Raw genomic sequence first — 26875 nt, forward strand, 5'->3', positions numbered from 1 at the left:
ATGCATAAATACAAAAATAAATACCGCATTCAATCTGCCCGCGCCACCTGGTGGAATTACGGATGGGCGGGTGCGTATTTTATTACCATTTGTACCAAAAACAGGAATCATTATTTTGGGAAAATTGAGCAGGGCGAAAAAAACAAAATGAATTTATCGAATTGTGGGATGTTGGCAGATGTATTTTGGCACGAAATAAAAAATCATGCACAGAATGTAGAATTGGGCGCATTCGTGGTAATGCCAAATCATATTCATGGGATATTGATATTAGGCGGGGAATCGGAATCGGAATCGGAATCTGCTGCAGAGATGGGGCATGCCCCATCTGTACTGCTGCAATCCGGATCGGGATCGGGATCTGAATCAAAATTGGAATTGCAATCCGAATTACAATCCAATGATGATTGCCAATCTAATAATGAATCGCAAGCCGAAAAATCGCCATCGAGAATGGGGAAAAATACCGTATCATCAATTATAGGATCCTATAAATCTGCCGTTACCAAACATGCGAATCGTTTGGGATTAGTATTTGGATGGCAAGAGCGATTTCACGATCATATTATCAGGAATGATTGCGAATATCAACGTATTAATGATTATATAGAATCTAATATTGATCATTGGAATGAGGATGAATTTTTTCAATAATAATATATTGTATTGCAGAGACGGGGCATGCCCCGTCTGTACGGCAAATGCCCTGGAAATAATTAAAATAAAAAAATCACGAAATGATTAACCCCATAGAACGAATCACCCAAAATCGCATTATCAAACTGTTCACTGAGCAATTGGATTATATCTTTTATGGTGATTGGGAAGATCGTCTCAATAACAGCAATATAGAACCAACATATCTTCGGAAATTTTTACAGAAGAAAGAATATTCCGACACTATAGTAGAAAAAGCGATTACAGAATTAACGCAGTTAGCCAGTTCCAATACTGGCAATTTATATGAGCGAAATCAAAAGATGTACAATCTTCTGCGTTATGGCGTGAAGGCGCGTCCGGAATTGGGGGAGCAGTTTGAAACTATTTTCCCGATTGATTGGAAGAATTGGGAAGAGAATGAATTTGGAATTGCTGAAGAAGTAACGCTGTATAATCATCACAATCGCCGTCCGGATTTAGTGCTCTACATCAACGGAATCGCTTTTGGCGTTCTGGAATTAAAAAGAGGAACCGTAGATATTGCGGAAAGTATCCGTCAGAATATTTCGAATCAACAGGAACTGTTTTCACAAAGATTTTTTACGACGGTTCAAATGATTTTGGCGGGAAACAATACCCAGGGTTTACGCTACGGAACCATAGAAACACCCGAAAAATATTATCTTTCCTGGAAAGAAGATGAGCAGGATAATGATGATTACAAACTTGATAAATACCTTAAGAAATTATGTGAGAAATCCCGCATCATCGATTTGCTCTACAACGGCGTTATCTATGATGCCGGAATAAAAAAATTACCACGTCCGCATCAATATTTTGGTTTAAAAGCAGCGCAGGAATTTATAAAACGCAGAGAATGTGGAATTATCTGGCATACGCAAGGTTCGGGAAAATCTCTGATGATGGTGATGATCGGAAAATGGATTTTAGAAAACATCCCGAATTCCCGAATTGTCATCTTAACCGACCGTACGGAATTAGACGATCAAATTGAGCGAGTTTTTAATGATGTTGGTGAAACCGATATTGCAAAAACGAAATCGGGAAAGGAATTGATGCATTATTTGCAGGCTTCTAAACCGCGATTAATCTGTTCTTTGATTCACAAGTTTGGGAATAAAGGGGAAGCAGATTTTGATGTCTTCATTAAAGAATTAAAAGATAATCCGATTACGACACAAGGTGAAATATTCGTTTTTGTAGATGAGTGTCACCGTACGCAAAGTGGGAAACTCAATGAAGCCATGAAAGCCATTTTGCATAATGCAGTTTTTATTGGTTTTACCGGAACGCCTTTATTGAAAGTGGATAAGAAAACAACGATGGATGTGTTCGGACGATATATTCATACCTATAAATTCAATGAAGCCGTTGAAGATGGCGTGGTAAAAGATTTAATGTATGAGGGAAGACAGATTGATCAAAAATTGACTTCCCAGAAAAAAGTAGATGAATGGTTTAATATCAAAACAAAGGGACTGAATGATTTCCAACGTAATGAGTTAAAAAAGAAATGGGGAACCATGCAAAATGTATTGAGTTCAAAAGGACGCATGGAGAAAATTGTGGCAGACATTGTCGTTGATTTTAGCACCAAAGCGCGTTTAGCCACTCAAAATGGAAATGCGATATTGGTAGCAGGAAGTATTTATGAAGCTGCTAAATATTACAGTCTGTTTCTTCAGACAGAATTAAAAGGAAAATGTGCGCTGGTCACTTCCTACAATCCTAACGCGAGCGATATTTCAAAAGAAGATACCGGTGCAGAAACAGAAACCGACAAAGAATTTATTTATAAAATCTACACTGAATTATTAGAAAACGTAAGTGCGACAGGCAATAAATCAAAAACAGAAACCTACGAGTCTGATGTAAAAGAACTTTTCCGAAAGCAACCCGCTAAGATGAAATTGCTGATTGTAGTTTCAAAATTATTAACGGGCTTTGATGCGCCACCTTGCAGTTATATTTACATCGATAAAAAGATGCAGGATCATACTTTGTTTCAGGCTATTTGCCGCGTAAACCGTTTGGATACGGAGGATAAAGATTACGGATATATCGTAGATTATATGGAATTATTTGGAAACGTAACCGATGCAATTGATGTTTACACTTCCGAATTAGATAGTGAGGGTTTTACAAAAGAAGACGTTTCTATCCAATTAAAAGACCGTTTGAAAGTAGCGGCAGATCGTTTGGAAGTCGCTTTGGAAACCGTTGAAGCCTTGTGTGAAAATGTCCCCAATAAGAAAACAGATTTAGATTTCATTAAATATTTCTGTGGAAATACAGAAAATCCGGATGATTTAAAATCAAATGAATATAAACGGATGGCTTTATATAAAGCAATTGTCGAATATATTCGTGCTTTTGCTAATATGACTACCGATTTTGAACTGGCTGGTTATCAGGAAAAGGAAATTAGATATTTTAAAGATCGTTTGGACTTCTATCTAAATGTTCGCGAAGTCATAAGGATCGCAAGCAATGAAATCATCGATTTGAAAGTATATGAAGCAGATATGCGTTTCTTATTGGATACGTATATCCGTGCGGAAGAATCCGAAGTTATTTCCCCATTTGAAGAAATTTCATTACTGGATTTAATGGAAACCGATATGGACAAAGCGATTGATTCTTTACCTAAATCTGTGAAAGGAAACAAAGAAGCTGTTGCTGAAATTATTGAAAATAATGTGAGAAGTAAAATTGTAGAAGATCATTTGCTGGATCCTAAATATTTCGAGGAAATGTCGGTGCTTTTAACTGAACTCATCGAGGCAAGAAAACGTGATTCCATTCTATATCAGGAATATTTACTGAAAATGGCGGAGTTGATTCGCATGGTGAATAAAGGTCAGAAAGACGATATTCCAAAATCATTGAATACGAAAGGGAAAGTTGCTTTATACCATACTTTAGAAGACGAAGAATTGGCGCTGGTTTGTGATCGCGAAGTTCAATATGCAAAAATGGAAGGTTTTAGAGATAATCTAATGAAGCAAAGGAAAGTTAAAAAGGCAATTAAGCGAATTGTTAAAGATGATGCTTTAGCAGAACAGGTTTATCAGATTATTGAACAGAATAAAGAAGATTATTAAAATGCGGACAGAGCATTTACAAATTGGAGATCTGGAGGTTGAGGTAAAATTTAAACCTATCAAAAATCTGCATTTAAGCGTTCATCCGCCTTATGGAAAAGTGACGGTTTCTTCTCCGGAGTATTTTGATCTGGAGAAAGTTCATGTTTATCTCACCACGAAAATCGGATGGATCAAGCGCGAACAAAAAAAAATCGCCAATCAGGAAAGAGAAGGTGAGAAATTAATGATTACAAGGGAAAGTCATTATTTTCTCGGGAAAAGATATTTGCTAAAAGTTACGGAAGCCAAAAGAGCCTATGTTGAAATTCATCATCACGTAATAGAGCTCTTTTCTCCTGCGCATTATACCACTGCACAGAAACAAAAACAACTTGACAATTGGTACCGAAAAGAATTAAATACGGTATTAGGTAAACTGTTAACACATCATTTAAGGATCATGAATCTTACGGTTGATACATACAGTGTGCGTAAGATGAAAACCAAATGGGGTAGTTGTAATAATGAAAACAGAACGCTGAATTTTAATATTGAACTCATCAAAAAGCCCATAGAATGCATCGAATATATTGTTGTGCATGAACTGGTTCATTTATTAGAAAGAAATCACAACAAGAATTTCATCATTTTAATGGATCGCTATTTACCTAACTGGCGAACTCAGAAAAAAATCTTAAATGATTTACCCCTCTAACTAAACTACCCTATTTTGGCGTAGTCACTTTCCATCTTTGTAAAAATAAATCACAAAGCATGGAAACAAAAGTTACTTTTAAGGCGATAGACTGTATTGAGAATATTTACAATTTATCCAAAGGCAGCCACCTGAGCGCGTCTTTTTTTGAAGCAGCAAGAAGCGATCTGGCTTTGCTTTCTCCCTATTTAAAGTTGACTGATATCGAAACCGTTTTGTTTGCAAATGCATTTGTAACCTGGTTTTCTGATTCTTCTTTTACCAAAGTTTTTGAGCATTTCGGCATGACCAGTTTTCAGGTGCTGAAGTACCGCGAATCCATCGATGTTTTATACCAGAGAAATCTTTTGATGAATAAAGAAAGCCGTAAAAAACAAATTACGTCTTATGAACTTTCGCAGTCCATTATCAACATTATTTCTAAGAATGAACCGCTTAAAATTCATAAAAAAGGAGAGTCTGTAGCGGAGAAAAACTTCGTGGATTTACTCGAAGAATTCGACGCAATGAGCGACCAGCTGGATTCCAATATCATTCATGCCTTTGATTTTCAGGAATATATTTTAACGCTTTGTGACGAAAATTTAGAAATGCCCATTTTCAGGGAGATTAAAAATTACCAACTCGACACGTTCGAGACCTATTTCTTTTTAGAGGCCATTTGGGATGCGATCAATGTGGGAGATAATGATTTCAACACCAACATTCAGTCTACCGTTAATGATTATTACAGGAAAAAAAGCCACGCCTTAACGTATATAAAGAAAATAGTGAACAAAGAAACCAAACTGACGAAGCTGGGTTTAATTGAGATTTCCAATGAAAACTTCATGAGTAAACCTCATGCAAAACTGACCCCTAAAGTAGCCGGTTTCTTGCAGGAACATCACGATTTATTAATTGATAATGTTTCAGGTACTCATTCCAAATTGCTAAAACCCAAAGATATTCAACAGAAAAAATTGTTTTTCAGTGAAGTGGAAAATACGCAGTTAAGTCAGATCTCCCATATTTTGGAAGAGAAAAAATTCATTGAGATGCAAATCCGGTTGCAAGAAAAATCGATGCCTGTAGGAATTACTGCAATTTTCCACGGCGTTCCCGGCACAGGTAAAACAGAAAGTGTTTATCAGATTGCCAAAGAAACGGGAAGAAGTATTTTTAAAGTTGATATTTCTGAAACCAAAAGCATGTGGTTTGGGGAAAGTCAGAAATTGGTAAAGAAGATTTTCACGCAATATGAAGAGATGAAACGCTCCGAAGAACTCTGCCCGATCTTGCTTTTTAATGAAGCCGACGCGATTATTGGCAAAAGGAAATCCGCCGGAAGCAGCAATGTTGCAGACACCGAAAATGCCATTCAGAATATTATTTTAGAGGAAATGGAAAAGTTTGAAGGGATTCTTTTTGCCACGACCAATTTGGTAGAAAATATGGATGCCGCTTTTGAACGGCGGTTTTTATTTAAAGTAAAATTTGCGCAACCTTCCGAGGAAAATGCTGCAAAAATCTGGCGGGAGAAACTGCCGTTTCTTACAGAAAAAGAAAGCTTGAAATTAGCAGAAAACTATAATTTCTCAGGCGGTGAAATGGAAAATATCGCCCGGAAAGTGACGATGCATGAGTTACTGCAGGAAGATCAACTGACTTTCAAATCAATTGAAAAATTATGTAGTCAGGAAAAATGGAGCAGCAAGACGGGTAATAAAATTGGATTCTAAAACACAAATGATGAAAAAAATATTTAAGGCCTACTTTGAAGGAGTTCCAGAAATAAATAAGGAGAGAAAATTAACTTGGGCAATGTTCCTTCCAAAATTTACGGATAACGAAATGTTGATCATTTTGAAAGTTATGATTCTTTTAATCCCACTATTGGTGATTTCTTTTTTGATGTCTGTTTTTATTACAGTGATTTTTAGAATTTCATAATAGATAACTGCCTTTTTAATCTTAAAAAACAAATCATGTCACAGGTAATATATATCGGAATTAAATTAATAAAAATTCCAACAGATAATCCTTATCAATTCTTAATTTCAGATAATGCAGGTATTTCCTGGGATATCATCTTTGAAGGCTCAGATCTTTTAGGAGAATTTTTTGAACTGGGAAATAAAGGTTTTACTTTTTTGCTAAAACTTCAACTGGGAAATTTCGCTCGGATACGGAAGGTAGTACTTGGTCGAGGATAGGGTAAAAAAACCATGAACAAAAATTAATTACAATTGAGGATTACATTCTCGTCTTAAAGAGGGATAAAGGAGAAGTAACATAAATGAAATATTAATAATTAAACGTAATTTTAAAAAAAAAATAATATGACATTAGAGAAATTTAATTTGGCTGAAAAAGAAAATGATCAACAGTTTATAGGTGAAAAAGTAATTTTGGACGGTATTGTAGATTATGAGCAATACCAAAATTCATCCCCTAAAATTCTTTGGATTTTAAAAGAAGCAAACAGTGGTGATGCTGATTGGAATATGCGTGACGCACTTAATAATTTAAAAAATTCTTCTGGAAAAGGTTTAACTGATGGTTGGGCGAATACTTTCACTTCAATTGTATATACCACAAACGGTATTTTTACCGGTGAAGATTGGGATTCGATGGGAAATTTTAATGAAGATCAATCCATTATTGATGTAATGCAAAAAATAGCCTATATCAATGTAAAGAAAGTACCTGGTGGAAGTCAGGCAGACTGGAATTTGATTAAACAATACTATTCTGAAAATAAAATTGGACTACATCAACAAATAAAATTAATAAATCCTGAAATCATCATTTTTGGAGGAACTTATAATTTTTTCGATGATGATTTTTTTGACTTATTTGGCGAACTTGAATCAAATGTCGAAAATAGTTCTTTGCATATTTATCAAAACAAAAATTATTTACTTCTAAATGCATACCACCCTAATAATCGCGCAATAAAGCATTCTACTTATTGTAATTTGATTTTGGAGGCGGTCAAAGATTGGCAAATAAAATACAAAAAGTAATCTATAATCTAAGCCACTCCCGAAGTGGCTTTCTTCTTTTTAATAATAAAAGAACTACTTCCGTAAAAGTAGGAATTTCATTAAAAATAAAAGGTAGAATTGGATTTTCATTTTTGTCAATAATTCCATACTTTACTTTTCCTCGAATATTTTTTCCGATAGCAAAAAGAGAATTTCCCAAATGTTGCCCTTTCAGATAATGAGCAGGAATTTGAAAGTTACCATCTCGATTTATAAAGCCAAATTTCTTTCCGTTGCTGCTGACACACGCGAATCCATTTTGAAAAGTGGCGACTTCTTCAAATTCTTTATCATTGATTTCAATATTATCAAAACTGTAGGTTTCCATTTGTAATTTTTCCGGCCCCAAAAGTGCTGATTAAACGCGGGAATAATCTCTTCATAAATCGGTGGAACAATCCTTCTGAAATCATTTGTAATAAAACCAAATAATCCATTTGAAGAATAGATGACTAGATCTTCAGGAAGTGACAAGTTTGTTAACGATGCTGGTGACTCCAGTCTTTCGATTTTTAAAACCGGGTATTTCATTTTTCTTCAAAAATAACCTTCAAATGCGACAGGGTAAGTCATTTTAACAGTAATTTTTTTTCTAAATATTTATTTTAAAGCGTCATTGTTTGTCTTAATCGCTATCTAAATTTGTTTCAACTTTTAAAGCAGATAAGATTTTAATTAATTTGAGTTTTTAAAAAAGAGGAAAAATTTAGCAATCGGAGAATAAAAATATGCCGCAACTTATAAAATTTAAAGGTACCTTCATCAAAATCTGCCCTTCGAATCCTGGTTATTTGCTGCAGTCGCTGGACCGCGGAAAGTCGTGGCTGGTCCTTTACAACGGAACGTTTTGTATGAATTCAATAATGGAAATTATGGCTGATAATAACATCATTCTTTTGGATTGCAACAAAGGATTTTTCATTTCAAAGTCCGGAGTTTTCTGGACGAAAATTAAAGATATTAAGCAACTTGAAGAGTTAGGGACGTGTTACGGAAACCGACCGTCTGAAATTGAAAATGCTAATTAAATATGATCCGCTGAAAACAATATAAATGCTATGAAAATGATCAACCTAATCGCTGAGTTTAAACAAAAAATCCTTCAAATTCAAAACACGGATTCACTCGATGACGTAAAAGATCTTGAACTTTATGAATTTGAAATGATCGATGCCATTTTTGAGTATGGACTAAAAAATAAGTATTCTACCGAAGGATTCCCTGGAAAATACCATAAACTCTTTGAAACTGAAGACGAAAATTGTCAGGATTTTCTGAGTTATGACGTAAAATCGTATTACGTGTACAAAATCGCGCTGCAACACGAGGATGTTTTCAAAATGCTGAAAATCTATTTTAATGATCCCGATGTTGATTATCAAGACGAAAACTGTAAAGAAGATATTTTAGTGAGTCTTAAAATCCTGGAAACTGAAGGCGTTAATTTGACCTTTAATCCTGAAAGTTCTGGAAATATTCCCGTCTTTAGACCGAAGCTTCCGGGGTAAAAATTAAAGTTTTTTAATTACTTAAACGCCATATAATGTCGTTCAGCTTCGGTATCTTCGCTTCATAATTTAAAACACTATGGCCACAAAAGAACAGATGCTCCGCTTAAAGTTTATTGAAGAATTCCTGAGAAGGAGAAAAGATAAAGGTGCTTCATTTGAAGAACTCAATGATTATCTGACCAGGAAATACGAAGATAAAGACATCGAAGAAGAAAAACTGAAGTTTACAAAACGGACTTTTCTTCGCGACAAGGCAACGATTTCAGAAGTTTTTGGAATCGAAATTTTGTACCGGCGTTCTACCAATACGTATGCAATTGCTTCCGATGAAATCGATGGTGAGCAGGAAAATGTTTTTGATAATCTGCTTTTGGTAGAAGCCTACCGGGAAGTGAAAGGCCGGAAAGATGTCATGTTTTTTGAGCAGAGAAAATCCCGCGGACTGCATTGGCTGAACGGTTTGGTTCACGCTATTACGCACCAGAAAATCATCGCTTTAAATTACACCAAATTCTGGGAAGGAATTCCGTATAAAAAAACGGTTGAACCCTATGCGTTGAAGGAATTCCGCAACAGATGGTATTTATTGGCAAATGAATGGGACGGCAAGGATTTCTTTTTAAAGACTTTTGGTTTAGACCGCATTTCAGATTTAGAGATTTCCGGCTCCTCCTTTAAAAGAGAAAACATTGAAGTGGGCGAAATATTTATGAACTCTTTCGGCATCATCTCCGCCGATGAGCAGAAACCTGAAGAAATTGTTTTATCGTTTGATGCGGAGCAGGGTCAGTACATTAAAACGCTTCCAATGCATCATTCCCAATCGGTTTTGATAGATAATGACGAAGAATACAGGATTCAGCTGACGCTCGTTCCGACCTATGATTTTGAACGCGAAGTGCTTTCGCACGGAGAACGGGTGAAAATTATCTCACCTCAGAGTTTCCGCGAACATCTTTTTGATGAGGTTAAAAACATGCTGAAAAATTATAAAAAGTAAAAACACAAATGATGAAAATAAATGTATTTCAATGGTTTCAAACCGTTATTAAAGAAGATAACCGATATTATTGCACATAGAAAAATGTGCTCTGCGGTGAACACAATTTCCAGATTACAGTATGGTTGCGGTGTTCACTGTTTCAGGAAAATTCATTTAAACTTTTCAAACAAGATTTTTCTTTTAAATACCGCATTACAAAAATCGTAACAGATAAATATGAAAAAGAAACTCCTCTACATCCACGGACTCGGATCTGACCGTAACTCCAGAAAATTTCTAAACATAAAGGAATATTTCGGAAGCCAGTTCGAATATAATTGCCTAGAATGGAATGATGATTCTGACATTCCCTCACTTTTGAATGAGGCTGAATATTGGCTTAATTCCGGAGCGCCAGCTCAAACCGTTTTGATAGGAGATTCCACCGGTGCAAACTTTGCCTGTCAGCTAAGGGAAAAACTGAAAGTGAAAGATATCAAATCAATTCTTGTTTTGACCAGTCCGTTGTTGGATATCGCAAAGCGAACCCGCGATGTTGAATTTCCCCAAAAACTCATTTCCCACTTATGGACGATCGAAGATCCTGCAGATGCGCTGATCATCGCGACCCGTAAAGATGAAGTTTTGGATCAGACCTTTCTGTATGAAAATAAATTTCAAAATATCGAGTTGGTCGACGTTGACGATACACATCAACTCCTGAATTTTGAGAAATATGTTTATCATATTGCAAATTACATTCAATCGAAATCATTAAAAGGTCCACGTGCATAAATCGTGCTGTCTAAATAATCAATAACATTCTTGCCGGTTGTGCTTCATACTTACTCCATAGATACTCCATAGATACTTCATGGATAGTTCATGGATAGTTCATGAAAACCTTCCGAAAAAACATGATGATTTGGATTTTTGTCCTCAGTAAAATCTCACTTACTGCCGGCCCAAAAAAAATGACTTCCTTATTTTGAAAATGTCAATATATTTCGGCCAATTATTTTAACAGGTTTCACGGAAATTGACAGATTAACAGTAAATCATTCCGCCCGACTGCCATAACTCCGCCACCCGTACCCACCGTTTTAAATCAACAAAAATTCCCCAGGCATTAACCCGGGGAAATTTATATACTGGATTTTTAAGAAAATCCTGTTATTTATTTACAAATTCACTGACTTTCAGTGCCTCCGCGTTGGTCGGGTCGTATTCCAGTGATTTTGCGATATGCTGTTTTGCTGCTTCTTTATCGCTTTCCTGCAGTTTATAAGCGACGAAGAAATGGGCGTAAGCCAGATTCTTTTTGTTGGCTTCAAGTTCTTCGGGCTTCACTGCGGCGATGTATTTTTCGTAAGAGGCCTGCGCGTTGGCTTCATCTTTCATGTTCTGATATACGTACGCCTGGCTGTAATAAGACGGCGCCCAGTCGGGCAGGAGTTTTGAGATACGCTGCCAGGTTCCCAAAGCATTTGTCCAGTCCTGTGCTTCCTGATAGGCGGTGGCCAGCTTGACCAGTGCTTCGGTGTCTTCTGGATTGGCTTCTGTCTGCTTTTTCAGCGCAGTGATGGCGGGATTCTGCGCAGCGGTTTGAACTGCGGCTTCGGTCTGCTCCAAAGCTTTTGCAGAATCAGTGTTCTGTGCATAGCCGAAACTCAGGGCTCCGAAAAATGCTGCGGCTGCCAGCGCCCTGGTTTTCATGTTTACTTTTTCCTTTTTCATAATACAGTTTGTTTAAAAATGATATCCGATCTCTGCAGCAATAATAATTCCATGAATCATCAACTTAGCAAAGTTTAATATCCTTTATGAAAACTTAACTTTAATTGGATTTTAGGCCTAAAGTTTTTCGCTTTTAACTGCAATCAGTTGATGCAAAGTGGCGGTAAAGAAATACCTTTGCACTTCAAATTTTTTTTAGAATGCTCTCCAGAATCATCATACACAAAGTCGGCAACAAGATCAACAAGGAACACCTTTTCCTCTCGGAACATGAGCTTCAGCTCGAGGAAGATATGAAGGAACTGCTGACCGATTATTTCCTCGGCGCCTTCAAGTCCGAAGAACAGTTTCAGTTTTACAGCGATTCTTACCTGTCGCTGAATCCGGTTTATTCGTCTGCCGCAGAGATCTTCGAAGACCGCGACAAATTTGTGTACGAATCCGAAAACATCGCAAAACATCTTTTTGAAATTACCCAGAATACCCGCGTGCAGGGTGGCGAAGTTTTTGTGGTTTATTTTGAAGGTGGACTTACGGAAGACGGAAACCAAATGGATTCGCTGGGAATCTTTAAAACCGAAAACAAAAAGCCTTTCCTGAAGATCAGCCCCGAAGACGACAATTACGGTCTTGAAAAAGATTACGGAATTTCACTCGCCAAACTGGACAAAGGCTGTTTGATCTACAATACTGATAAGGAGACCGGTTATGCGGTTTCGGTGGTCGATAACAATAAAAACGGTGACCAGTATTATTGGTTCGAGGATTTTCTGAAAGTCCGTCAGCGCGATGATGAATACTTTCACACCCAGGAAACGCTTTCGGTATTCAAGGATTTCGTAGCCAAACAGTTGCCGCAGGAATTTGAGGTCAGCAAGCCGGATCAGGCAGATTTCCTGACCAAATCCCTGACTTTTTTTCAGGAAAAGGAAACTTTCGATTTTGAAGAGTTTACCAATGAAGTGCTGGAAGATAAGAATGTGATCGAAAGTTTTGTAAATTTCAAAACCGATTACGAACAGGAAATGCAGGTATCAATAGCGGAAGAATTTCCCATCAACGCAACGGCAGTGAAAAAAAACCAACGCTATTTTAAAAGTGTGATCAAGCTCGACAAGAATTTTCACATCTACGTGCATGGCGACCGGAAAAAAATTGAGCAGGGCCAGGATGAGAACGGAAAATACTACCGCCTTTATTTCGAAGAAGAGAAATAGGGAAGTGCCGAGTTATAATTAATTATATTTGTGAATTATACAATCTTTATTTGCCTATGAATTTTGTTGACTGCCACGAGGAAAAAATACACATCTCCGGCCATATTCAGGATTTTGGTTATCTGTTGGGGTTAAATGTAAACACGCAGACAATCAGCCTTTTCAGTCAGAATATTACTGAGCTTTTTGCAATGGATAAGGGTTTTCTGGGCGGCAGGATCACCGATTTCCCGGCGGTTTTTGCTGCCCTGCTTTCATCCATAGTGTTTAAAAATTTGGATATTGATACCATAAAGGAAGCTGATGTTTTTCTCGATAAGATCAATGTCGCCGGCGAATCCTATCACTTCACGATTTACCGCATGGGCGACACCGTGTTCCTGGAATTCGAAAAGATGATCGAGCATTTTCACCGCCGAAATTATATTTCCAAAAAATACGAATCCATACAAAGTGCGTCAGATGCTGCCGCGATCTGGAACGAACTTTTATCATCGGTCGCCGAGGCCATCGATTACGACAGGGTAATGGTGTATCAGTTCCTGGAAGATGGCAGCGGAAAAGTCATCGCCGAAAAACTGAAAAATGACGTCGAGAGTTTTCTGCATCTTCACTATCCCGAAAGCGATATCCCAAAACAGGCACGCGAACTTTATTTAAAGAAGAGGAAAAGAATTTTCAGCAATGTGTATTCGGAACCCGTCCCGCTCATAAGCAACACCGCCGAACCAATAGATCTTACCTACTCGTCGGTGCGGGCCATGTCGCCAATCCATGCACAATACCTTAAAAATACAGGTGTGTCCTCCAGTTTCAGCACCTCAATCGTGGTGAATAATAAATTGTGGGGCATGGTTACCTGCCAGAATACCGAGCCTAAACACATCGACCTTATCAACAGGATCCGCTCGGAAGTATTTACTGTTATTGCCGCAAATGCCTACACCTCCTTCAAATCCCGCCAGATACTTGCCGACAGCGTAGCTTTGGACCAAAAAATTATAGGTCTTAAAAACAAACTGCTGAAGGCCGAAACGCTGGAAGAATCTCTGTTTTCAAACGTAGCTGAAATGCAGGAATATCCGGAAGCACATGGCCTCGCAATCATTGTGGGCGATAATATGCAGACTTCCGGTGACGTTCCCACCGCCGAAAACATCCACAAGATCGTGAAGTGGGCACGGGTAAATCCTCTGCAGAATTTTTATGCCACCAATGATTTCAGCAATACCGACCAGGGAAATTTGGGTGCTGTTGAAAACGCCGCAGGCGTGATGTTTGGTTTTATCGATGAGAAACGCAACGAACTGCTCATCTGGTTCCGGAAAGAAATCGATGCTCAGGTCCTGTGGGCCGGGAACCCTGCTAAAATACAGGAAACCACCGTCAAAGATGGCCGGGAGCAAACCGTAATTTCGCCCCGAAAATCATTTGAGATCTACATCGAAAACATCAAAGGGAAATCAAAGGTCTGGGAAGACAGAAACATCTTCGCGGCAAAAAAGGTCGTCGCCACCTTGCTTGAGACGACGTATACGCAGTTTAAAAAAGTACAGGAACTCAATGATGAACTCCGGAATCTTAATGAGGAACTCGACAGTTTTTCCTACACGATCTCGCATGACCTCGGCACGCCGCTCACGGTAATGAAACTCAATGCGCAGCTGCTGGAACGGTCAAGCCACGAAAATCCCGAAGTTCAGAAAAGAATCTCCAGCATCCTGCAGGAAATTTTAGGTATGGAAAACATGATGCGTGGTGTACTGCATCTGAGTCGGGCAAAATCATCTGAGATCGTCGTGCAGGATCTTTCTACCGAAAAAATCATTGAAAAAATCTGCTATGACACCAAACTGACTCTAAATGAAGATACGGAATTTGTGATCGGTGACCTGCCCAATGTAATTGCTGATGAAACCATGCTGACTCAGGTATTTCTGAATATCATCGGAAATGCCGTGAAATATTCATCAAAAAATGAAAAGTCAAGAGTGGAAATTCACGGTGAGATAAAAGGAGCGGCGGTGATCTACAAAGTTACTGACAACGGTATTGGAATTCCCGATAAAGCGCGCGAAAAGATGTTCAAGATCTTTAACCGGATGGATAACGCAAAATCCTTCGAGGGAAATGGTGTAGGCCTTTCTATCGTGCACCGAATTATGCAGCGCCTGGGTGGCGATATCACTTATACAAGTAAAGTGGGCGAAGGCACCACCTTTATTTTGACTTTCAAAAAACCCTGATAATAAATGATTTCAGCTTATTTAAAGGAAAATACAAAACACCTGCACGATCAGGTGGAAGAGAAATTTCAGTCTGCCAGAATTTTCGACGGTACTTTTACCTTCAAGGATTATCAGCATCTGCTGGCCTCGAACTACCGTTTGCTTTTGAATTTTGAAAAAGAGGTTTTCGGAAATATTTCTGCCGACAACCGCGACCTTCTTCATATTGAAAAAAGATCGAAACTGCCGCTTATAGAATCGGAACTTGAAGCCGCTGAGGTTCAGAAATCCAGGCTGTGCGAAACGCAGTCCATTAAAAATGAAGCGGAAGCTTTTGGTTTTCTGTATGTGATGGAAGGTTCCACACTCGGCGGAAACGTAATTGCCAAACAACTCTCAAAACATGCCGACTTTAAAGATATTTCTTTTGAATATTTCCGCTGTTACGGTGAAAACACCGGCTTTTTCTGGAAGAATTTTAAACGTGTCCTAGACGAGGAGATCGTGTGCGATAAATATGCAGACTGTATCAACGGTGCTAAAAAAGCCTACGCGTTCCTGCTGAATCTTTCTTAAAAGTCTCCGTGGTTTCATATTTGCTGCGTTCAAAATAAAAATTATGAAATCGTATCTGTACTATAATCCTGCCTATGACCACCTGACACCGGAGGAAGAAGCACTTCTGGCCGAAGATGCAGATCTGGTGGAAAAGGCCGTACGCGTATCTGACCAGCTTAACGCCAAAAAAATATTTACGCGAAACGCGCACGCGACTTCCTTTGGTTTTGTACGCGGCCGTTTTATTGCCGAAGAAAATCTTGCCGGCGATTTTGCCGAGCTTTTTGGTGGCGAAAATCTGGGCGTGATCATGCGGTATTCCCATCCCAACTTTATAGTGAATAAATGCACCGGCGAATATCCGCTGTACGGTTGCAGTGTGAAAATCTATAATAAGAACCAACCGGTGAGTGCAAAGTTTCCGCTGGTGAATCTGCCCGTTTTTATTACCAATTCAGTGTCCAAATTTTTAAAGATACACATCAATGCGAACCGGTTTCTGATTGCCAAAGGCAAGCCTTTTTATCCGTCTTTTTTAAAGATTCCCGCCATGTTACTGAGCGGCTTAAGTATTTTCGCCGACAGGCAGATCTTCCGTATTCTTCGGAATATGGTTAAAGCACTGGATATTGAGAAACAGTTTATCGCAACTTACGATTACCACTCAGTCGGCTGTTTCCGCTTTGGTGACCGCGTGATGAAGATCCGGCTGAAACCCAATTACAAGAAGAAAATCGTGAAAGACTCGGGCCTGAATCAGACCGAGCTGCTTCAGAACTATTTTCTGGCTGATGAGCTTACGCTGGATTTCCAGGTGCAGATGGGCATTAATGAAAAGAAAACACCCGTAAACGATCTGTTGAAATTGTGGAAGGAGAAAGATTCTAAATTTATTACCGTCGGCAAAATTATATTGCCCCAACAGGATATTACCAGTTACAAAACCATCGCGTACGAAAACCTCTCTTTCAACCCTTTTGAAAATCTGGACGGTTTGAAGCCCGTTGGCAGAATACAGAAGATCCGCCAGCAGATCTATAACAGGTCGGTGGCTACACGCCAGGCATTAAATAAAAAAAATAACCCATTCTAATGAAAACCCATGCCTGAAGGTCCTACGATATTATTTCAGAAAAACAAACTGCAGCGTTTCAAAGGAAAGATCGTTTCAGAAGCTTCCGGTTACGGCGAAATGGATAAATCTGCCCTGCATAACATAAAGCTGATGGATATTGATGCCTTTGGCAAATACTTCCTTTTTATTTTTAAGGATTTCTTTGTTACTGTGCACCTTGGATTATTCGGCAGCGTTTTGGTCAATGACCGCAAAAAAGTGAATGCCAGTTTTGCACTTCACTTTGCCGAAGGTGAGATCAACTTCTACGTGACCAAAACAAAACTTATTGAAGGCAGACCGCAGGATCATTTTAATTATAAGGTCGATATCTTGAAACCTGAGTTCGATGCCGCTTTTGTGCTGAATGAACTGCAGACGAAATATGGTGATGAAGCGATTGGCGACGCGGTGATTGATCAGCACGTTATGGCCGGTGTCGGAAACATCATCCGTGTAGAGTCACTTTACCGTTCCAAGATCGACCCCCGAAGTCTGGTAAAGGATATTCCCGAAAAGAAACTGGTTTTTCTTATAAAGACGACTTTAATGTATGCGCAGGAATTTTTGGCGCTCACCAAAACCAAAGGCGTAAAAACGGAAGCGCTGGTCTACGGCAAAAAAACCTGCCCAATAGACAAGACCGAACTGCTGGTTGAAGTGATGGGAAAAGTAAAACGCAAAACCTACGTTTGCGAAAAGTGCCAGAAACTGTACAAATAAAAAATCCTGCTTCGTGCAGGATTTCATGTTATTCAGTATAAAGGTTTTCTTCAAACAGTCCTTCTACGGACCAGTATCTTTCGCCGGTATCGTAATTAAACGTCAGTATCCGTGATCCTTCCGGCATGTCTGCGAGTTTCTTGTTTACCGCTGCCAGTGAGGATCCGGTGGATATTCCGCCAAGTATACCTTCTTCCTGTGCGAGTCTTTTGGTAAAGTTGAAAGCTCCATCTTTCTCAACTTCAATGGTGCCGTCGAGCAGATCGACTTTTAAAACCTTCGGTACGAAACCTGCGCCGATTCCCTGAATTGGATGTGGACCCGGCTGTCCGCCCGAAATCACCGGCGAGGCCTGCGGTTCTACCGCAAAACTTTTCATACCGGGAAACTTTGCTTTCAAAACTTCGGTCACGCCTGTGATGTGTCCGCCGGTTCCCACACCTGTGATCAGATAATCAAAACCTTCGGGGAAATCCGCCAGAATTTCCTGCGCGGTAGTTTTTGCATGGATTTCGGGGTTGGCTTCGTTTTCGAACTGTTGCGGGATCCAGGAGTTTTCGGTTTCTTCTGCCATCTGCATGGCTTTTTTAATGGCACCGGAAGTGCCTTCCTCTTTTGGAGTCAGCACAAACTGCGCTCCGTAAGAGCTCATAAGTTTCCGTCGCTCCACACTCATACTTTCCGGCATCACCAACACGAGTTTATATCCTTTTACGGCGCAGACCATCGCTAAACCTACGCCGGTATTTCCGGAAGTAGGTTCTATGATCAGCGTATCTTTATTGATCTTTCCCTCTTTTTCCGCCTTTTCGATCATGGCAAAAGCGATCCGGTCTTTAATGCTCCCGCCGGGATTCTGTCTTTCGAGTTTCATCCACACTTCGTGGTTGGGGAATAAGCGGCTCAGTCTTACGGTGGGCGTATGTCCGATGGCTTCTAATATGCTGTTCAGTTTCATAAACTTATTTTTTGATTTTATTTAATGTCGTTTCTTTTAAATGCTGAAAACGATAGGCTCGCTGCCTTCATTTTTATTTTTTACCGTCACCTGTCCTTTATGAAAAACCACCGAGTCCGGCGCCACGCTTTCGGTGATCCAAACGTTTCCACCGATTACGGAATTTCTGCCGATAACCGTGTCACCGCCCAGAATGGTTGCATTGGCATAAATGACAACATGATCCTCAATGGTCGGATGCCGTTTGACATGCTGTAAATTTTTAGTTACCGAAAGCGCGCCTAAGGTTACGCCTTGGTAAATCTTAACTTCGTTTCCGATTACGGCAGTTTCACCTATCACAATTCCTGTGCCGTGATCGATGAAGAAATGGTGCCCGATCCGCGCTCCGGGGTTAATGTCGATGCCGGTTTTGCTGTGTGCATATTCTGTCCAGATCCTGGGAACGAGGGGTATTTTGCTTTTGTAAAGTTCATGTGCAAAACGGTAAACAGCGATGGCGAAAAAACCAGGGTAAGAAAACATGACATCCTCCATGGTGTGCGCTGCAGGATCATTATCCAGAATTGTTTGGGCGTCGTCTTCCAAAGAGTTGTACACTTTTGGGAAACTTTCAAAAAATTTCTCGGCAACAGCAGTTTCTCTGCCATCGGTCACTGAAAATAAAATCTCATTGAATTCTTTTTTAAAGCCATCCAGACGAAGCTGGATATCGGAGCTTTTTGAGCAGCGCTGATATTCCAGAAAAAATATAAACCGGAAAAAACGGTCTATAAAATCTTCGATCTTTCTTTTATCGATGTCGTATTTTCGGCTGGAATATCCTGTATGAAGGCGCTCGGCAAAATTCATGAGGTATGTAATTTAAAACAAAGTTACAGTTTAAGTGATCAGCGTTCCTTGATTTAGGATAAGAAATTAAAATGCGGTTTCCTAATTTCAAGTGAATAATGATCAGCGGGTTCAGCAAGACTTTAAGGCAGACAAAAATTGCGCAAAACTGTAACATTTTGTAAATTTGAATTCTTAACTGAGGCTTTTCGAAGCCGTTAAAAAAAAGCGGAAATCACAGTTTTCCGTATCGCCTTTAAAAATAAATAACAGAGAGGAAAGCCCAGGGTTTTCTTATCACCTATAAAAAATAATAAAAAAAAGGATATGAAAGTTACCGTAGTAGGAGCAGGAGCAGTAGGCGCAAGTTGCGCAGAATACATCGCAATGAAAAATTTCGCTGCCGAAGTTGTTTTGGTAGATATTAAAGAAGGTTTTGCCGAGGGCAAGGCAATGGATCTGATGCAGACCGCTTCGCTGAATGGATTCGACACAAAGATTACCGGAACAACCGGTGATTACAGCAAAACTGCCGGCTCCAAAGTGGCGGTGATCACCTCCGGAATTCCCAGAAAACCGGGAATGACCAGAGAAGAACTCATCGGCATCAACGCAGGGATCGTGAAAGAGGTGACTGCAAATCTGGTAAAACATTCACCGGACGTGATCATCATCGTGGTTTCCAATCCTATGGATACAATGGCTTATCTGGTTCACAAAACTTCAGGACTGCCGAAAAACCAGATCATCGGAATGGGTGGTGCTTTAGATTCCGCACGTTTCAAATACCGCCTGGCCGAAGCTTTGGAATGTCCAATTTCCGATGTTGACGGAATGGTTATCGCGGCGCACAGTGATACAGGAATGTTGCCTTTAATGACAAAAGCCACCAGAAATGGCGTTCCGGTCACCGAATTTTTAAGCGAAGAGCAACAAAATCACGTAGCAGAAGAAACCAAGGTTGGTGGTGCAACGCTGACCAAGTTATTGGGAACCTCTGCCTGGTATGCGCCGGGTGCAGCGGTTTCTGTGATGGTGCAGGCGATTCTTTGCGACCACAAAAAAATGATTCCATGCTCACTGATGCTTGATGGTGAATATGGACAGAGCGATATCTGCCTGGGTGTGCCGGCAATTATCGGTGCCAACGGTGTTGAGAAAATCGTGGAAATCAGCCTGACAGACGCCGAGAAAGAAAAATTCGCTACCGCTGCAAAAGCAGTGCGCGAAGTAAATGGTGATCTGAAATTCTAAATCAATCTTAATTATAATTAAACCTTCCGGTGTTGCCGGAAGGTTTTTTTTGTGCTTCTTTCCTAACTCCCGCCCGGAACACCGTGTCCACGCCAATCGTAAATCACCGGAAGTTGCAGGTTTAGTCTGTCTATTGGGATTTAGTTCGCGACCGCTTGAGAGGTCTGCGGACGATTTTAATTTCGCCTGAAAAATCACCTTTAAAAACAGGTTTTGTTGCAGACTCGTTCGGGGCATGTTCCCAAATGTTTCGGAAAAAGGCCGTTTTTGGAAACAACTCCGAAAGGATTCCCGAAGGAGAGTGGGAGAATCGACTTCATAAAACTTAAATTATTCAGATGATAAAAAAGCCAAACTGATGAGAAATATCTCTATCAGGTTCTTCAAGCTTTAGATCACAAAAAATGCCCCGCAGATAGGCGAGGCGCTAAATGTTTTCACAACGGAATAATCCTTATTGTGAATTGCTTTTAAAATTATTAATACAAATATATCGATAATAATATAAATCATGCAAATCTTTTCAGTACTAATTGGAAATTTTGTTAATTTAGGAAAGTTAATTTAAAAATAACGATGATGAAAAAAAATATACTAGGATTAGATTTAGGAACTACTTCAATTGGCTTTGCGCATATATTAGAAGGCGAGACTGCCGAACAATCTTCTATTCAAAAAATTGGTGTTCGTGTAAATCCCTTAACTACTGATGATCTAACTAATTTCGAAAAAGGAAGACCTGTTTCTGTAAATGCAGATAGAACTTTAAAACGTGGTGCTCGAAGAATGTTAGATCGGTATCAAGATAGAAGAAAAAATCTGATTGATGCTTTAATTAAAACCAATATTATTACCAATAAAACTGTTTTAGCTGAAGACGGTAAGAATACAACACACTCAACTTATTTTTTTAGAGCGAAATCTGCAGTTGAAAAAATTGAAAAAGAAGAATTGGCAAGAGTTTTTTTAGCTATTAATAAAAAAAGAGGATACAAAAGTAGTAGAAAAGCCAAAAATGAAGATGAGGGTCAGCTGATTGACGGAATGGCTGTCGCAAAAAGATTATACGAAGAAGATCTTACCCCTGGTCAATTGGCTTTTCTATTATTAAAAGAAGGGAAAAAGTATTTACCTGATTTTTATCGTTCAGATTTACAAGCAGAATTTGATAAGGTTTGGGATTTTCAAAAAGAATATTATCCCGAAATTTTGACCGACGAATTTTACAAAGAGTTAAAAGGAAAAGGTCAACGCGCGACTTCTGCCGTTTTTTGGACGAAGTACGGATTCAATACTGCGGATAATAAAGCAAAATCAAGAGAAGAAAAAAAAATACAAGCTTATGAATGGCGAAAAAATGCAATTCATGAAAAATTAACGAAAGAAGAAGTAGCTTTTGTTATTACAGAAATCAACAATAATCTCAATAATTCGAGCGGATATTTAGGTGCAATTAGTGATCGAAGCAAAGAGTTGTACTTTAGTAATCAAACTGTAGGACAATATCTTTATCATCAAGTAAAAGAAAATCCTCACACAAGATTAAAAAATCAAGTATTTTACCGGCAAGATTATTTGGATGAATTTGAAAAAATTTGGGAAACACAATCAAAATTTCACCCTGAACTAACTGCCGAATTAAAAGCTGAAGTTAGGGATATTATTATTTTTTACCAGCGAAAGCTTAAATCCCAAAAAGGTTTGATAAGCTTTTGCGAATTTGAAAGCAAAGAAATAGAAATAGAAAAAAACGGACAGGTTAATAAAAGAACTATAGGTTTAAAAGTTGCTCCCAAATCTTCCCCTTTATTTCAGGAATTTAAAATTTGGCAAGTTTTAAATAATGTTTTGGTTCGTAAAAAAGGAAGCAAAAAAAGATCCGCAAAAAAAGAGACACAGGCAACATTATTTGAGGAAGAAAAAGAAGTCTTTATTCTTGATTTGGAAACCAAGCAAAAATTATTTGACGAGTTAAATATTAAAGGAAATCTTACATCGTCTAAAATCATTGAGCTTTTAGGTTATAAATCTACAGAATGGGAAATTAATTATTCTGAGTTAGAGGGCAACAGAACGAATAAACTATTATATGATGCTTTTCTTAAAATTCTAGAATTAGAAGGTTATGATGAAGATTTATTAAAATTAGAAGGTAAGGATGATATTGATGTTTCTGAATTGAAAGTGCCGGTTACCGATATTAAAGATATGGTAAAACGTATTTTCGAAGTCTTAGGAATAAATACCGAAATTTTAGAATTTGATGCTGAGTTGGAAGGGAAAGATTTTGAAAAACAAGCTTCATATCAGCTTTGGCATTTGTTATATTCTTACCAGGAAGATAATTCTAAAACTGGAAATGATACGCTATTCCGACTTTTGGAAGAAAAATTCGGTTTCAAAAAAGCTCATGGAGAAATTTTAGCAAATGTTGTTTTTTCTGATGATTACGGAAATCTAAGCGCCAAAGCGATGCGAAGAGTTTATACTTATATTAAAGAACTTCAATATGATAAAGCTTGCTTAGAAGCTGGTTACAAGCATTCTGCATCTTCATTAACCAAAGAAGAAATAGAAGGTCGACCGTTGAAAAACACATTGGAATTGCTCAAGAAAAATAGTTTGCGAAACCCAGTTGTTGAAAAAATTCTAAATCAGTTGGTAAATGTTATTAATACAATCATAGAAAATAACAGCAAAAAAGACGAACGCGGTAATATTACCGAATACTTTAGGTTTGATGAAATCCGTATAGAATTAGCACGGGAATTGAAGAAAAATGCGAAGGAAAGGGCGGAAATGACCACTAATATCAATGCTTCAAAAATCGATAATGATAAAATAAGAGCTATTATTAAAAAGGACTTTCCAAATGTGAAAAATCCAAGTAAGAATGATATTGTCAGGTACAAATTGTATCAAGAATTATCTTTCAATGCTTTCAAAAATTTATATACGGACGAAAAAGTCAATTATGAAAAGCTTTACAGCAAAGATTATGACATAGACCACATTATTCCTCAGTCGAAAGTTTTTGATGATAGCTTTTCAAATAAAGTATTGGTTCCTAGACAATCAAATTTAGATAAAGGAAATAAAACAGCTTATGATTATATGTCTAATAAAGCCGCAGATAGTTTTGAAAAATATATATCTACTGTAGAAACGCTGTATAAAGAGAAGAAAATTACCAAAGCAAAATATCAAAAATTATTAAAACAAGAATCTGAAATTGGAAATGGTTTTATTGACAGAGATTTGAGAGACAGCCAATATATTGCCAAGAAGGCAAGAAATATGCTCTACGAAATATGCAGAGTTGTTACCCCAACTACAGGAAGTATAACGGATAAATTACGTCAAGACTGGGGTTTAATTAACATCATGCAAGAGCTTAATTTTGATAAATTTAAAAAATTAGGCTTGACTGAAATGGTAGAGAAAAAAGACGGGGGTTTCAAAGAACGTATTGTAGATTGGAGTAAGCGAAACGACCATCGCCATCACGCAATGGATGCATTAACCGTAGCTTTTACGAAGCACAGTCATATACAGTTTCTTAATTTTTTGAATGCAAGAAAAGATGACAAACACAAAGAACATAATGCAATAATAGGTATTGAAAGCAAAGAAACAACCTGGATTTATGACGATGATGGAAATAGAAAACGGGTGTTCAATTTACCAATCCCAAATTTCAGGGAACAAGCTAAAAAACACTTGGAAAATGTATTGGTTTCTAATAAGGCAAAAAACAAAGTTGTTACGAAAAACAAAAACAAAACAAAATCTAAAAACGGAGAGAAAACCAAGATTGAACTCACGCCGAGAGGACAATTACATAAAGAAACGGTGTACGGAAAATACCAATATTACGTCAATAAAGATGAAAAGGTAAGTGCGAAATTTGATAAAGAAACGATTGATAAAGTAGCAAATCCTATTTATAAAAAGTTATTGCTACAAAGGCTTTCCGAGAATGAAAATGATTCTAAAAAAGCTTTTGCTGGTAAAAATGTTTTAAGTAAAAACCCTATTTATCTGAATGAAGAAAAAACGGAAACTCTTCCAGAAACGGTTAAATTAAGTTGGCTGGAAGAAGATTATTCCATTAGAAAAGATATAACGCCGGAAAATTTTAAAGATTTAAAAACAATTGAAAAAATATTAGATGAAGGGGTAAAGCGAATTTTGAAAAATCGATTGGAAGCATTTGGGAGTGATCCTAAAAAAGCATTTTCAGATTTAGATAAAAATCCTATTTGGCTCAACGAAGGAAAGGGTATTTCCATTAAAAGAGTTACTATTTCAGGCGTTAAAAATGCGGAATTTCTTCATTATAAAAAAGATCATCTAGGGAATGATATTTTAGATAAGAATGATCAAAAGATTCCAGTAGATTTTGTAAGTACAGGAAATAATCACCATGTTGCCATTTATAGAGATAAAAAAGGAAATTTACAAGATAGAGTGGTATCCCTTTTTGAAGCAGTACAATTGGCAAATGCAGGAGAACCCGTTATTTCAAAAGATTATAACCAAGGTTTAGGTTGGCAATTTTTATTCACGATGAAACAAAATGAATACTTCGTTTTCCCAAATAAAAATACCGGGTTTGATCCTAAAGGAATTGACTTGCTTGACATTAATAATAAGAAATTGATAAGTCCTAATTTATTTAGAGTGCAGAAAATTTCTACTAAAAATTATGTTTTTAATAACCATCTAGAAACTAAGGCTATTGATGGGGATATTCTGAAAAATAAAAAAGAATTGAGTGGAATATTGTACAATTTTGTACAAACTCCATCCAATCTTGAAAATATTATTAAAGTTCGTCTTAACCATTTAGGAGATATAGTAAAAGTTGGCGAATATTAGAACTTATAACTATGATCACCCGCTCCATCTACATCGGCAATCCTGCTTATCTCAAACTCAAAGATGAGCAAATGAAAATTCTCTGTCCGGAAACTAAAACTGAAAAAGGAAGTGTGCCCGTGGAAGATTTGGGATTGCTCATGCTGGATCATTTCCAGATCACCATTTCCCACCAGCTTATTCAGAAAATGATGGGAAACAACGTAGTCATTATCAGCTGCGATGCGCATCACCTCCCGCACGGAATTATGTTGCCACTACATGGCCATACCGAACATTCCCATAAAATCAAAGCACAGCTGGAAGCCAGTGAGCCCCTGAAAAAGCAACTCTGGAAACAGACTGTGGAGTGCAAAATTGTAAACCAAAAAGAAGTACTTCGAAGATTAGGCAATTATTATGAACCGATGACCGGCTACCAGAACAGTGTTAAAAGCGGCGACAGCACTAACATGGAAGGTATTGCTGCACAACATTACTGGAAATACCTCATCAGCCTGGATTTCTTACGGCAACGGTTTGGCGATTCGCCAAACCAGTTCTTTAATTTCGGATATGCCGTGCTTCGAAGCATTGTTGCAAGGGCGATCGTTGAAGCGGGACTGCTTCCTGTGTTGGGCATTTTCCACAAAAACAAATACAATCCTTATTGCCTGGCAGATGATTTAATGGAACCATACCGCCCAATGGTAGATTGGTTGGTAATGGATTGGCTGACCCGGTACCCAGAATCCGAAGAGCTGAACAAAGAATTCAAAGCTTTTATGCTGCAGGTTGCGACCAGAGATCTAAAAATCGAAGGGAAAACCCGTCCGTTGCTTGTAGCAGTGAAATCTACGGCTTCGTCGCTGAATAAATGTTACACGGGTGAGAAGCGGCAGATTTCTTATCCAGAATTTATATGAATGCGGAAAGGTTTAATGCATACCGAATCATGTGGGTTTTAGTGTTGTACGACCTACCAACGGACACCAAAGCCAATATGAAGGCTGCAAGTCTTTTTCGGAAAAGACTGCTGGATGATGGATTTGCGCTGTTTCAGTTTTCGATGTATATGCGGCATTGCCCGAGCAGGGAAAATGCGGAGGTACACATAAAAAGGGTAAAATCGATATTGCCCAAAGCGGGCAAAGTCGCCATTATGTGCATTACCGATAAACAGTTTGGCGACATTGAGATCTTTTTTGCGCGAAATAAAGAGGAGCCGCCACCGACGTATCAGCAATTAGAACTCTTTTAAGAAAACCTTTTATACCGCTTGACAAAGGATGATTAGAATTGCAAAAAACAAGCATAATCAATTACGTCAATAATTAAAAACTGCTTATTTTTAATTCTGTCAAAACCTCGTAAACCTCCTGATGCAGGAG

The 26875-nt window shown here is 38.3% G+C and carries 24 protein-coding genes; 20 read left to right on the forward strand and 4 right to left on the reverse strand.

The window, feature by feature from the left end:
• From H562_RS0106715 to H562_RS14810, 7 genes are all read left to right on the forward strand, one after another.
• On the forward strand, window positions 1–654 hold the full coding sequence (locus H562_RS0106715; RefSeq protein WP_027376796.1) for a transposase: 654 nt from the start codon (window positions 1–3) through the stop codon (window positions 652–654).
• A gap of 83 nt (window positions 655–737) precedes the next feature.
• A complete protein-coding gene (locus H562_RS0106720) occupies window positions 738–3785 on the forward strand; it encodes a type I restriction endonuclease subunit R (protein ID WP_027376797.1) in 3048 nt (1015 codons plus the stop codon).
• A 1-nt stretch (window position 3786) separates the two neighbouring features.
• Entirely contained in the window at window positions 3787–4482 is a 696-nt protein-coding gene (locus tag H562_RS0106725; protein WP_027376798.1) for a M48 family metallopeptidase, read from the forward strand.
• Window positions 4483–4541: 59 nt separating this feature from the next.
• Window positions 4542–6203, forward strand: a complete 1662-nt coding sequence (locus H562_RS15395; RefSeq protein ID WP_051190427.1) for an ATP-binding protein — start codon at window positions 4542–4544, stop codon at window positions 6201–6203.
• Window positions 6204–6213: 10 nt separating this feature from the next.
• Window positions 6214–6414 (forward strand): hypothetical protein, encoded by a 201-nt coding sequence (locus tag H562_RS0106735; protein WP_027376799.1) that lies wholly within the window; start codon window positions 6214–6216, stop codon window positions 6412–6414.
• 35 nt (window positions 6415–6449) lie between these two features.
• Window positions 6450–6677 (forward strand): hypothetical protein, encoded by a 228-nt coding sequence (locus tag H562_RS0106740; protein ID WP_027376800.1) that lies wholly within the window; start codon window positions 6450–6452, stop codon window positions 6675–6677.
• 126 nt (window positions 6678–6803) lie between these two features.
• On the forward strand, window positions 6804–7490 hold the full coding sequence (locus H562_RS14810) for a hypothetical protein (protein ID WP_051190428.1): 687 nt from the start codon (window positions 6804–6806) through the stop codon (window positions 7488–7490).
• A 1-nt stretch (window position 7491) separates the two neighbouring features.
• Here the strand turns inward: H562_RS14810 and H562_RS0106750 are convergent, their stop codons facing one another.
• The gene (locus H562_RS0106750) at window positions 7492–7839 is read right to left on the reverse strand and encodes a WG repeat-containing protein (RefSeq protein WP_027376801.1); all 348 of its coding nucleotides are present in this window, start codon (window positions 7837–7839) and stop codon (window positions 7492–7494) included.
• 400 nt (window positions 7840–8239) lie between these two features.
• Here H562_RS0106750 and H562_RS0106755 point away from each other — a divergent pair, with 400 nt between their 5' ends.
• The 4 genes from H562_RS0106755 to H562_RS0106770 all read left to right on the forward strand — a co-directional run bounded on the left by H562_RS0106755 (window position 8240) and on the right by H562_RS0106770 (window position 10799).
• A complete protein-coding gene (locus H562_RS0106755) occupies window positions 8240–8539 on the forward strand; it encodes a hypothetical protein (protein ID WP_027376802.1) in 300 nt (99 codons plus the stop codon).
• Window positions 8540–8575: 36 nt separating this feature from the next.
• Window positions 8576–9019 carry a hypothetical protein gene (locus tag H562_RS0106760; protein WP_156831972.1) on the forward strand — a complete coding sequence of 148 codons (444 nt, stop codon included), beginning with the start codon at window positions 8576–8578 and terminating at the stop codon, window positions 9017–9019.
• 79 nt (window positions 9020–9098) lie between these two features.
• Window positions 9099–10022, forward strand: coding sequence for a helix-turn-helix transcriptional regulator (locus H562_RS0106765; RefSeq protein ID WP_027376804.1), 924 nt, complete (start codon window positions 9099–9101; stop codon window positions 10020–10022).
• Window positions 10023–10241: 219 nt separating this feature from the next.
• A complete protein-coding gene (locus H562_RS0106770) occupies window positions 10242–10799 on the forward strand; it encodes a YqiA/YcfP family alpha/beta fold hydrolase (protein ID WP_027376805.1) in 558 nt (185 codons plus the stop codon).
• Between the two features lie 378 nt (window positions 10800–11177).
• Here the strand turns inward: H562_RS0106770 and H562_RS0106775 are convergent, their stop codons facing one another.
• The gene (locus H562_RS0106775; protein ID WP_027376806.1) at window positions 11178–11741 is read right to left on the reverse strand and encodes a tetratricopeptide repeat protein; all 564 of its coding nucleotides are present in this window, start codon (window positions 11739–11741) and stop codon (window positions 11178–11180) included.
• 200 nt (window positions 11742–11941) lie between these two features.
• Between H562_RS0106775 and H562_RS0106780 the strand changes: the two genes are divergently transcribed.
• Genes H562_RS0106780 through H562_RS0106800 form a run of 5 tightly spaced genes read left to right on the forward strand, consistent with a single transcriptional unit; the run spans window position 11942 to window position 17581 of the window.
• Window positions 11942–12958: a nucleoid-associated protein gene (locus H562_RS0106780; protein ID WP_027376807.1), complete on the forward strand. Its 1017-nt coding sequence runs from the start codon at window positions 11942–11944 to the stop codon at window positions 12956–12958.
• 56 nt (window positions 12959–13014) lie between these two features.
• Window positions 13015–15204 carry an ATP-binding protein gene (locus H562_RS0106785; RefSeq protein WP_027376808.1) on the forward strand — a complete coding sequence of 730 codons (2190 nt, stop codon included), beginning with the start codon at window positions 13015–13017 and terminating at the stop codon, window positions 15202–15204.
• A 6-nt stretch (window positions 15205–15210) separates the two neighbouring features.
• Window positions 15211–15762 carry a biliverdin-producing heme oxygenase gene (locus tag H562_RS0106790; RefSeq protein ID WP_027376809.1) on the forward strand — a complete coding sequence of 184 codons (552 nt, stop codon included), beginning with the start codon at window positions 15211–15213 and terminating at the stop codon, window positions 15760–15762.
• A gap of 43 nt (window positions 15763–15805) precedes the next feature.
• A complete protein-coding gene (locus H562_RS0106795; protein ID WP_027376810.1) occupies window positions 15806–16837 on the forward strand; it encodes a catalase family protein in 1032 nt (343 codons plus the stop codon).
• A 9-nt stretch (window positions 16838–16846) separates the two neighbouring features.
• Window positions 16847–17581 (forward strand): hypothetical protein, encoded by a 735-nt coding sequence (locus H562_RS0106800; RefSeq protein WP_027376811.1) that lies wholly within the window; start codon window positions 16847–16849, stop codon window positions 17579–17581.
• A gap of 28 nt (window positions 17582–17609) precedes the next feature.
• Here H562_RS0106800 and cysK read toward each other — a convergent pair whose 3' ends face one another.
• Together cysK and epsC are read right to left on the reverse strand one after the other, a co-directional pair.
• Entirely contained in the window at window positions 17610–18539 is a 930-nt protein-coding gene (gene cysK / locus H562_RS0106805; protein WP_027376812.1) for a cysteine synthase A, read from the reverse strand.
• Between the two features lie 36 nt (window positions 18540–18575).
• Complete coding sequence (epsC, locus tag H562_RS0106810; RefSeq protein ID WP_027376813.1) at window positions 18576–19391, reverse strand: serine O-acetyltransferase EpsC; 816 nt, start codon at window positions 19389–19391, stop codon at window positions 18576–18578.
• A 306-nt stretch (window positions 19392–19697) separates the two neighbouring features.
• Here epsC and H562_RS0106815 point away from each other — a divergent pair, with 306 nt between their 5' ends.
• From H562_RS0106815 to cas2, 4 genes are all read left to right on the forward strand, one after another.
• Window positions 19698–20624 (forward strand): malate dehydrogenase, encoded by a 927-nt coding sequence (locus H562_RS0106815; protein WP_027376814.1) that lies wholly within the window; start codon window positions 19698–19700, stop codon window positions 20622–20624.
• 579 nt (window positions 20625–21203) lie between these two features.
• Complete coding sequence (cas9, locus tag H562_RS0106820; RefSeq protein ID WP_027376815.1) at window positions 21204–25505, forward strand: type II CRISPR RNA-guided endonuclease Cas9; 4302 nt, start codon at window positions 21204–21206, stop codon at window positions 25503–25505.
• 11 nt (window positions 25506–25516) lie between these two features.
• Complete coding sequence (gene cas1 / locus H562_RS0106825; RefSeq protein WP_027376816.1) at window positions 25517–26410, forward strand: type II CRISPR-associated endonuclease Cas1; 894 nt, start codon at window positions 25517–25519, stop codon at window positions 26408–26410.
• Window positions 26407–26745, forward strand: coding sequence for a CRISPR-associated endonuclease Cas2 (gene cas2, locus H562_RS0106830; RefSeq protein ID WP_027376817.1), 339 nt, complete (start codon window positions 26407–26409; stop codon window positions 26743–26745). Before cas1 ends, cas2 begins: the two co-directional genes overlap by 4 nt.
• Window positions 26746–26875 lie beyond the last annotated feature (130 nt).

This window comes from Kaistella palustris DSM 21579 (assembly GCF_000422265.1).
GTDB lineage: Bacteria > Bacteroidota > Bacteroidia > Flavobacteriales > Weeksellaceae > Kaistella > Kaistella palustris.

Coding starts and splice junctions, on each gene's coding strand:
- H562_RS0106785 (WP_027376808.1), top strand. CDS start 13,015: ATGAATTTTGTTGACTGCCACGAGGAAAAAATACACATCTCCGGCCAT.
- cas9 (WP_027376815.1), top strand. CDS start 21,204: ATGAAAAAAAATATACTAGGATTAGATTTAGGAACTACTTCAATTGGC.
- H562_RS0106775 (WP_027376806.1), bottom strand. CDS start 11,741: ATGAAAAAGGAAAAAGTAAACATGAAAACCAGGGCGCTGGCAGCCGCA.
- H562_RS0106760 (WP_156831972.1), top strand. CDS start 8,576: ATGATCAACCTAATCGCTGAGTTTAAACAAAAAATCCTTCAAATTCAA.
- H562_RS0106765 (WP_027376804.1), top strand. CDS start 9,099: ATGGCCACAAAAGAACAGATGCTCCGCTTAAAGTTTATTGAAGAATTC.
- H562_RS14810 (WP_051190428.1), top strand. CDS start 6,804: ATGACATTAGAGAAATTTAATTTGGCTGAAAAAGAAAATGATCAACAG.
- H562_RS0106750 (WP_027376801.1), bottom strand. CDS start 7,839: ATGGAAACCTACAGTTTTGATAATATTGAAATCAATGATAAAGAATTT.
- H562_RS0106720 (WP_027376797.1), top strand. CDS start 738: ATGATTAACCCCATAGAACGAATCACCCAAAATCGCATTATCAAACTG.
- H562_RS0106795 (WP_027376810.1), top strand. CDS start 15,806: ATGAAATCGTATCTGTACTATAATCCTGCCTATGACCACCTGACACCG.
- H562_RS0106715 (WP_027376796.1), top strand. CDS start 1: ATGCATAAATACAAAAATAAATACCGCATTCAATCTGCCCGCGCCACC.
- H562_RS0106770 (WP_027376805.1), top strand. CDS start 10,242: ATGAAAAAGAAACTCCTCTACATCCACGGACTCGGATCTGACCGTAAC.
- H562_RS0106790 (WP_027376809.1), top strand. CDS start 15,211: ATGATTTCAGCTTATTTAAAGGAAAATACAAAACACCTGCACGATCAG.
- H562_RS15395 (WP_051190427.1), top strand. CDS start 4,542: ATGGAAACAAAAGTTACTTTTAAGGCGATAGACTGTATTGAGAATATT.
- H562_RS0106735 (WP_027376799.1), top strand. CDS start 6,214: ATGAAAAAAATATTTAAGGCCTACTTTGAAGGAGTTCCAGAAATAAAT.
- H562_RS0106740 (WP_027376800.1), top strand. CDS start 6,450: ATGTCACAGGTAATATATATCGGAATTAAATTAATAAAAATTCCAACA.
- H562_RS0106815 (WP_027376814.1), top strand. CDS start 19,698: ATGAAAGTTACCGTAGTAGGAGCAGGAGCAGTAGGCGCAAGTTGCGCA.
- cas2 (WP_027376817.1), top strand. CDS start 26,407: ATGAATGCGGAAAGGTTTAATGCATACCGAATCATGTGGGTTTTAGTG.
- H562_RS0106800 (WP_027376811.1), top strand. CDS start 16,847: ATGCCTGAAGGTCCTACGATATTATTTCAGAAAAACAAACTGCAGCGT.
- cysK (WP_027376812.1), bottom strand. CDS start 18,539: ATGAAACTGAACAGCATATTAGAAGCCATCGGACATACGCCCACCGTA.
- H562_RS0106725 (WP_027376798.1), top strand. CDS start 3,787: ATGCGGACAGAGCATTTACAAATTGGAGATCTGGAGGTTGAGGTAAAA.
- cas1 (WP_027376816.1), top strand. CDS start 25,517: ATGATCACCCGCTCCATCTACATCGGCAATCCTGCTTATCTCAAACTC.
- H562_RS0106780 (WP_027376807.1), top strand. CDS start 11,942: ATGCTCTCCAGAATCATCATACACAAAGTCGGCAACAAGATCAACAAG.
- H562_RS0106755 (WP_027376802.1), top strand. CDS start 8,240: ATGCCGCAACTTATAAAATTTAAAGGTACCTTCATCAAAATCTGCCCT.
- epsC (WP_027376813.1), bottom strand. CDS start 19,391: ATGAATTTTGCCGAGCGCCTTCATACAGGATATTCCAGCCGAAAATAC.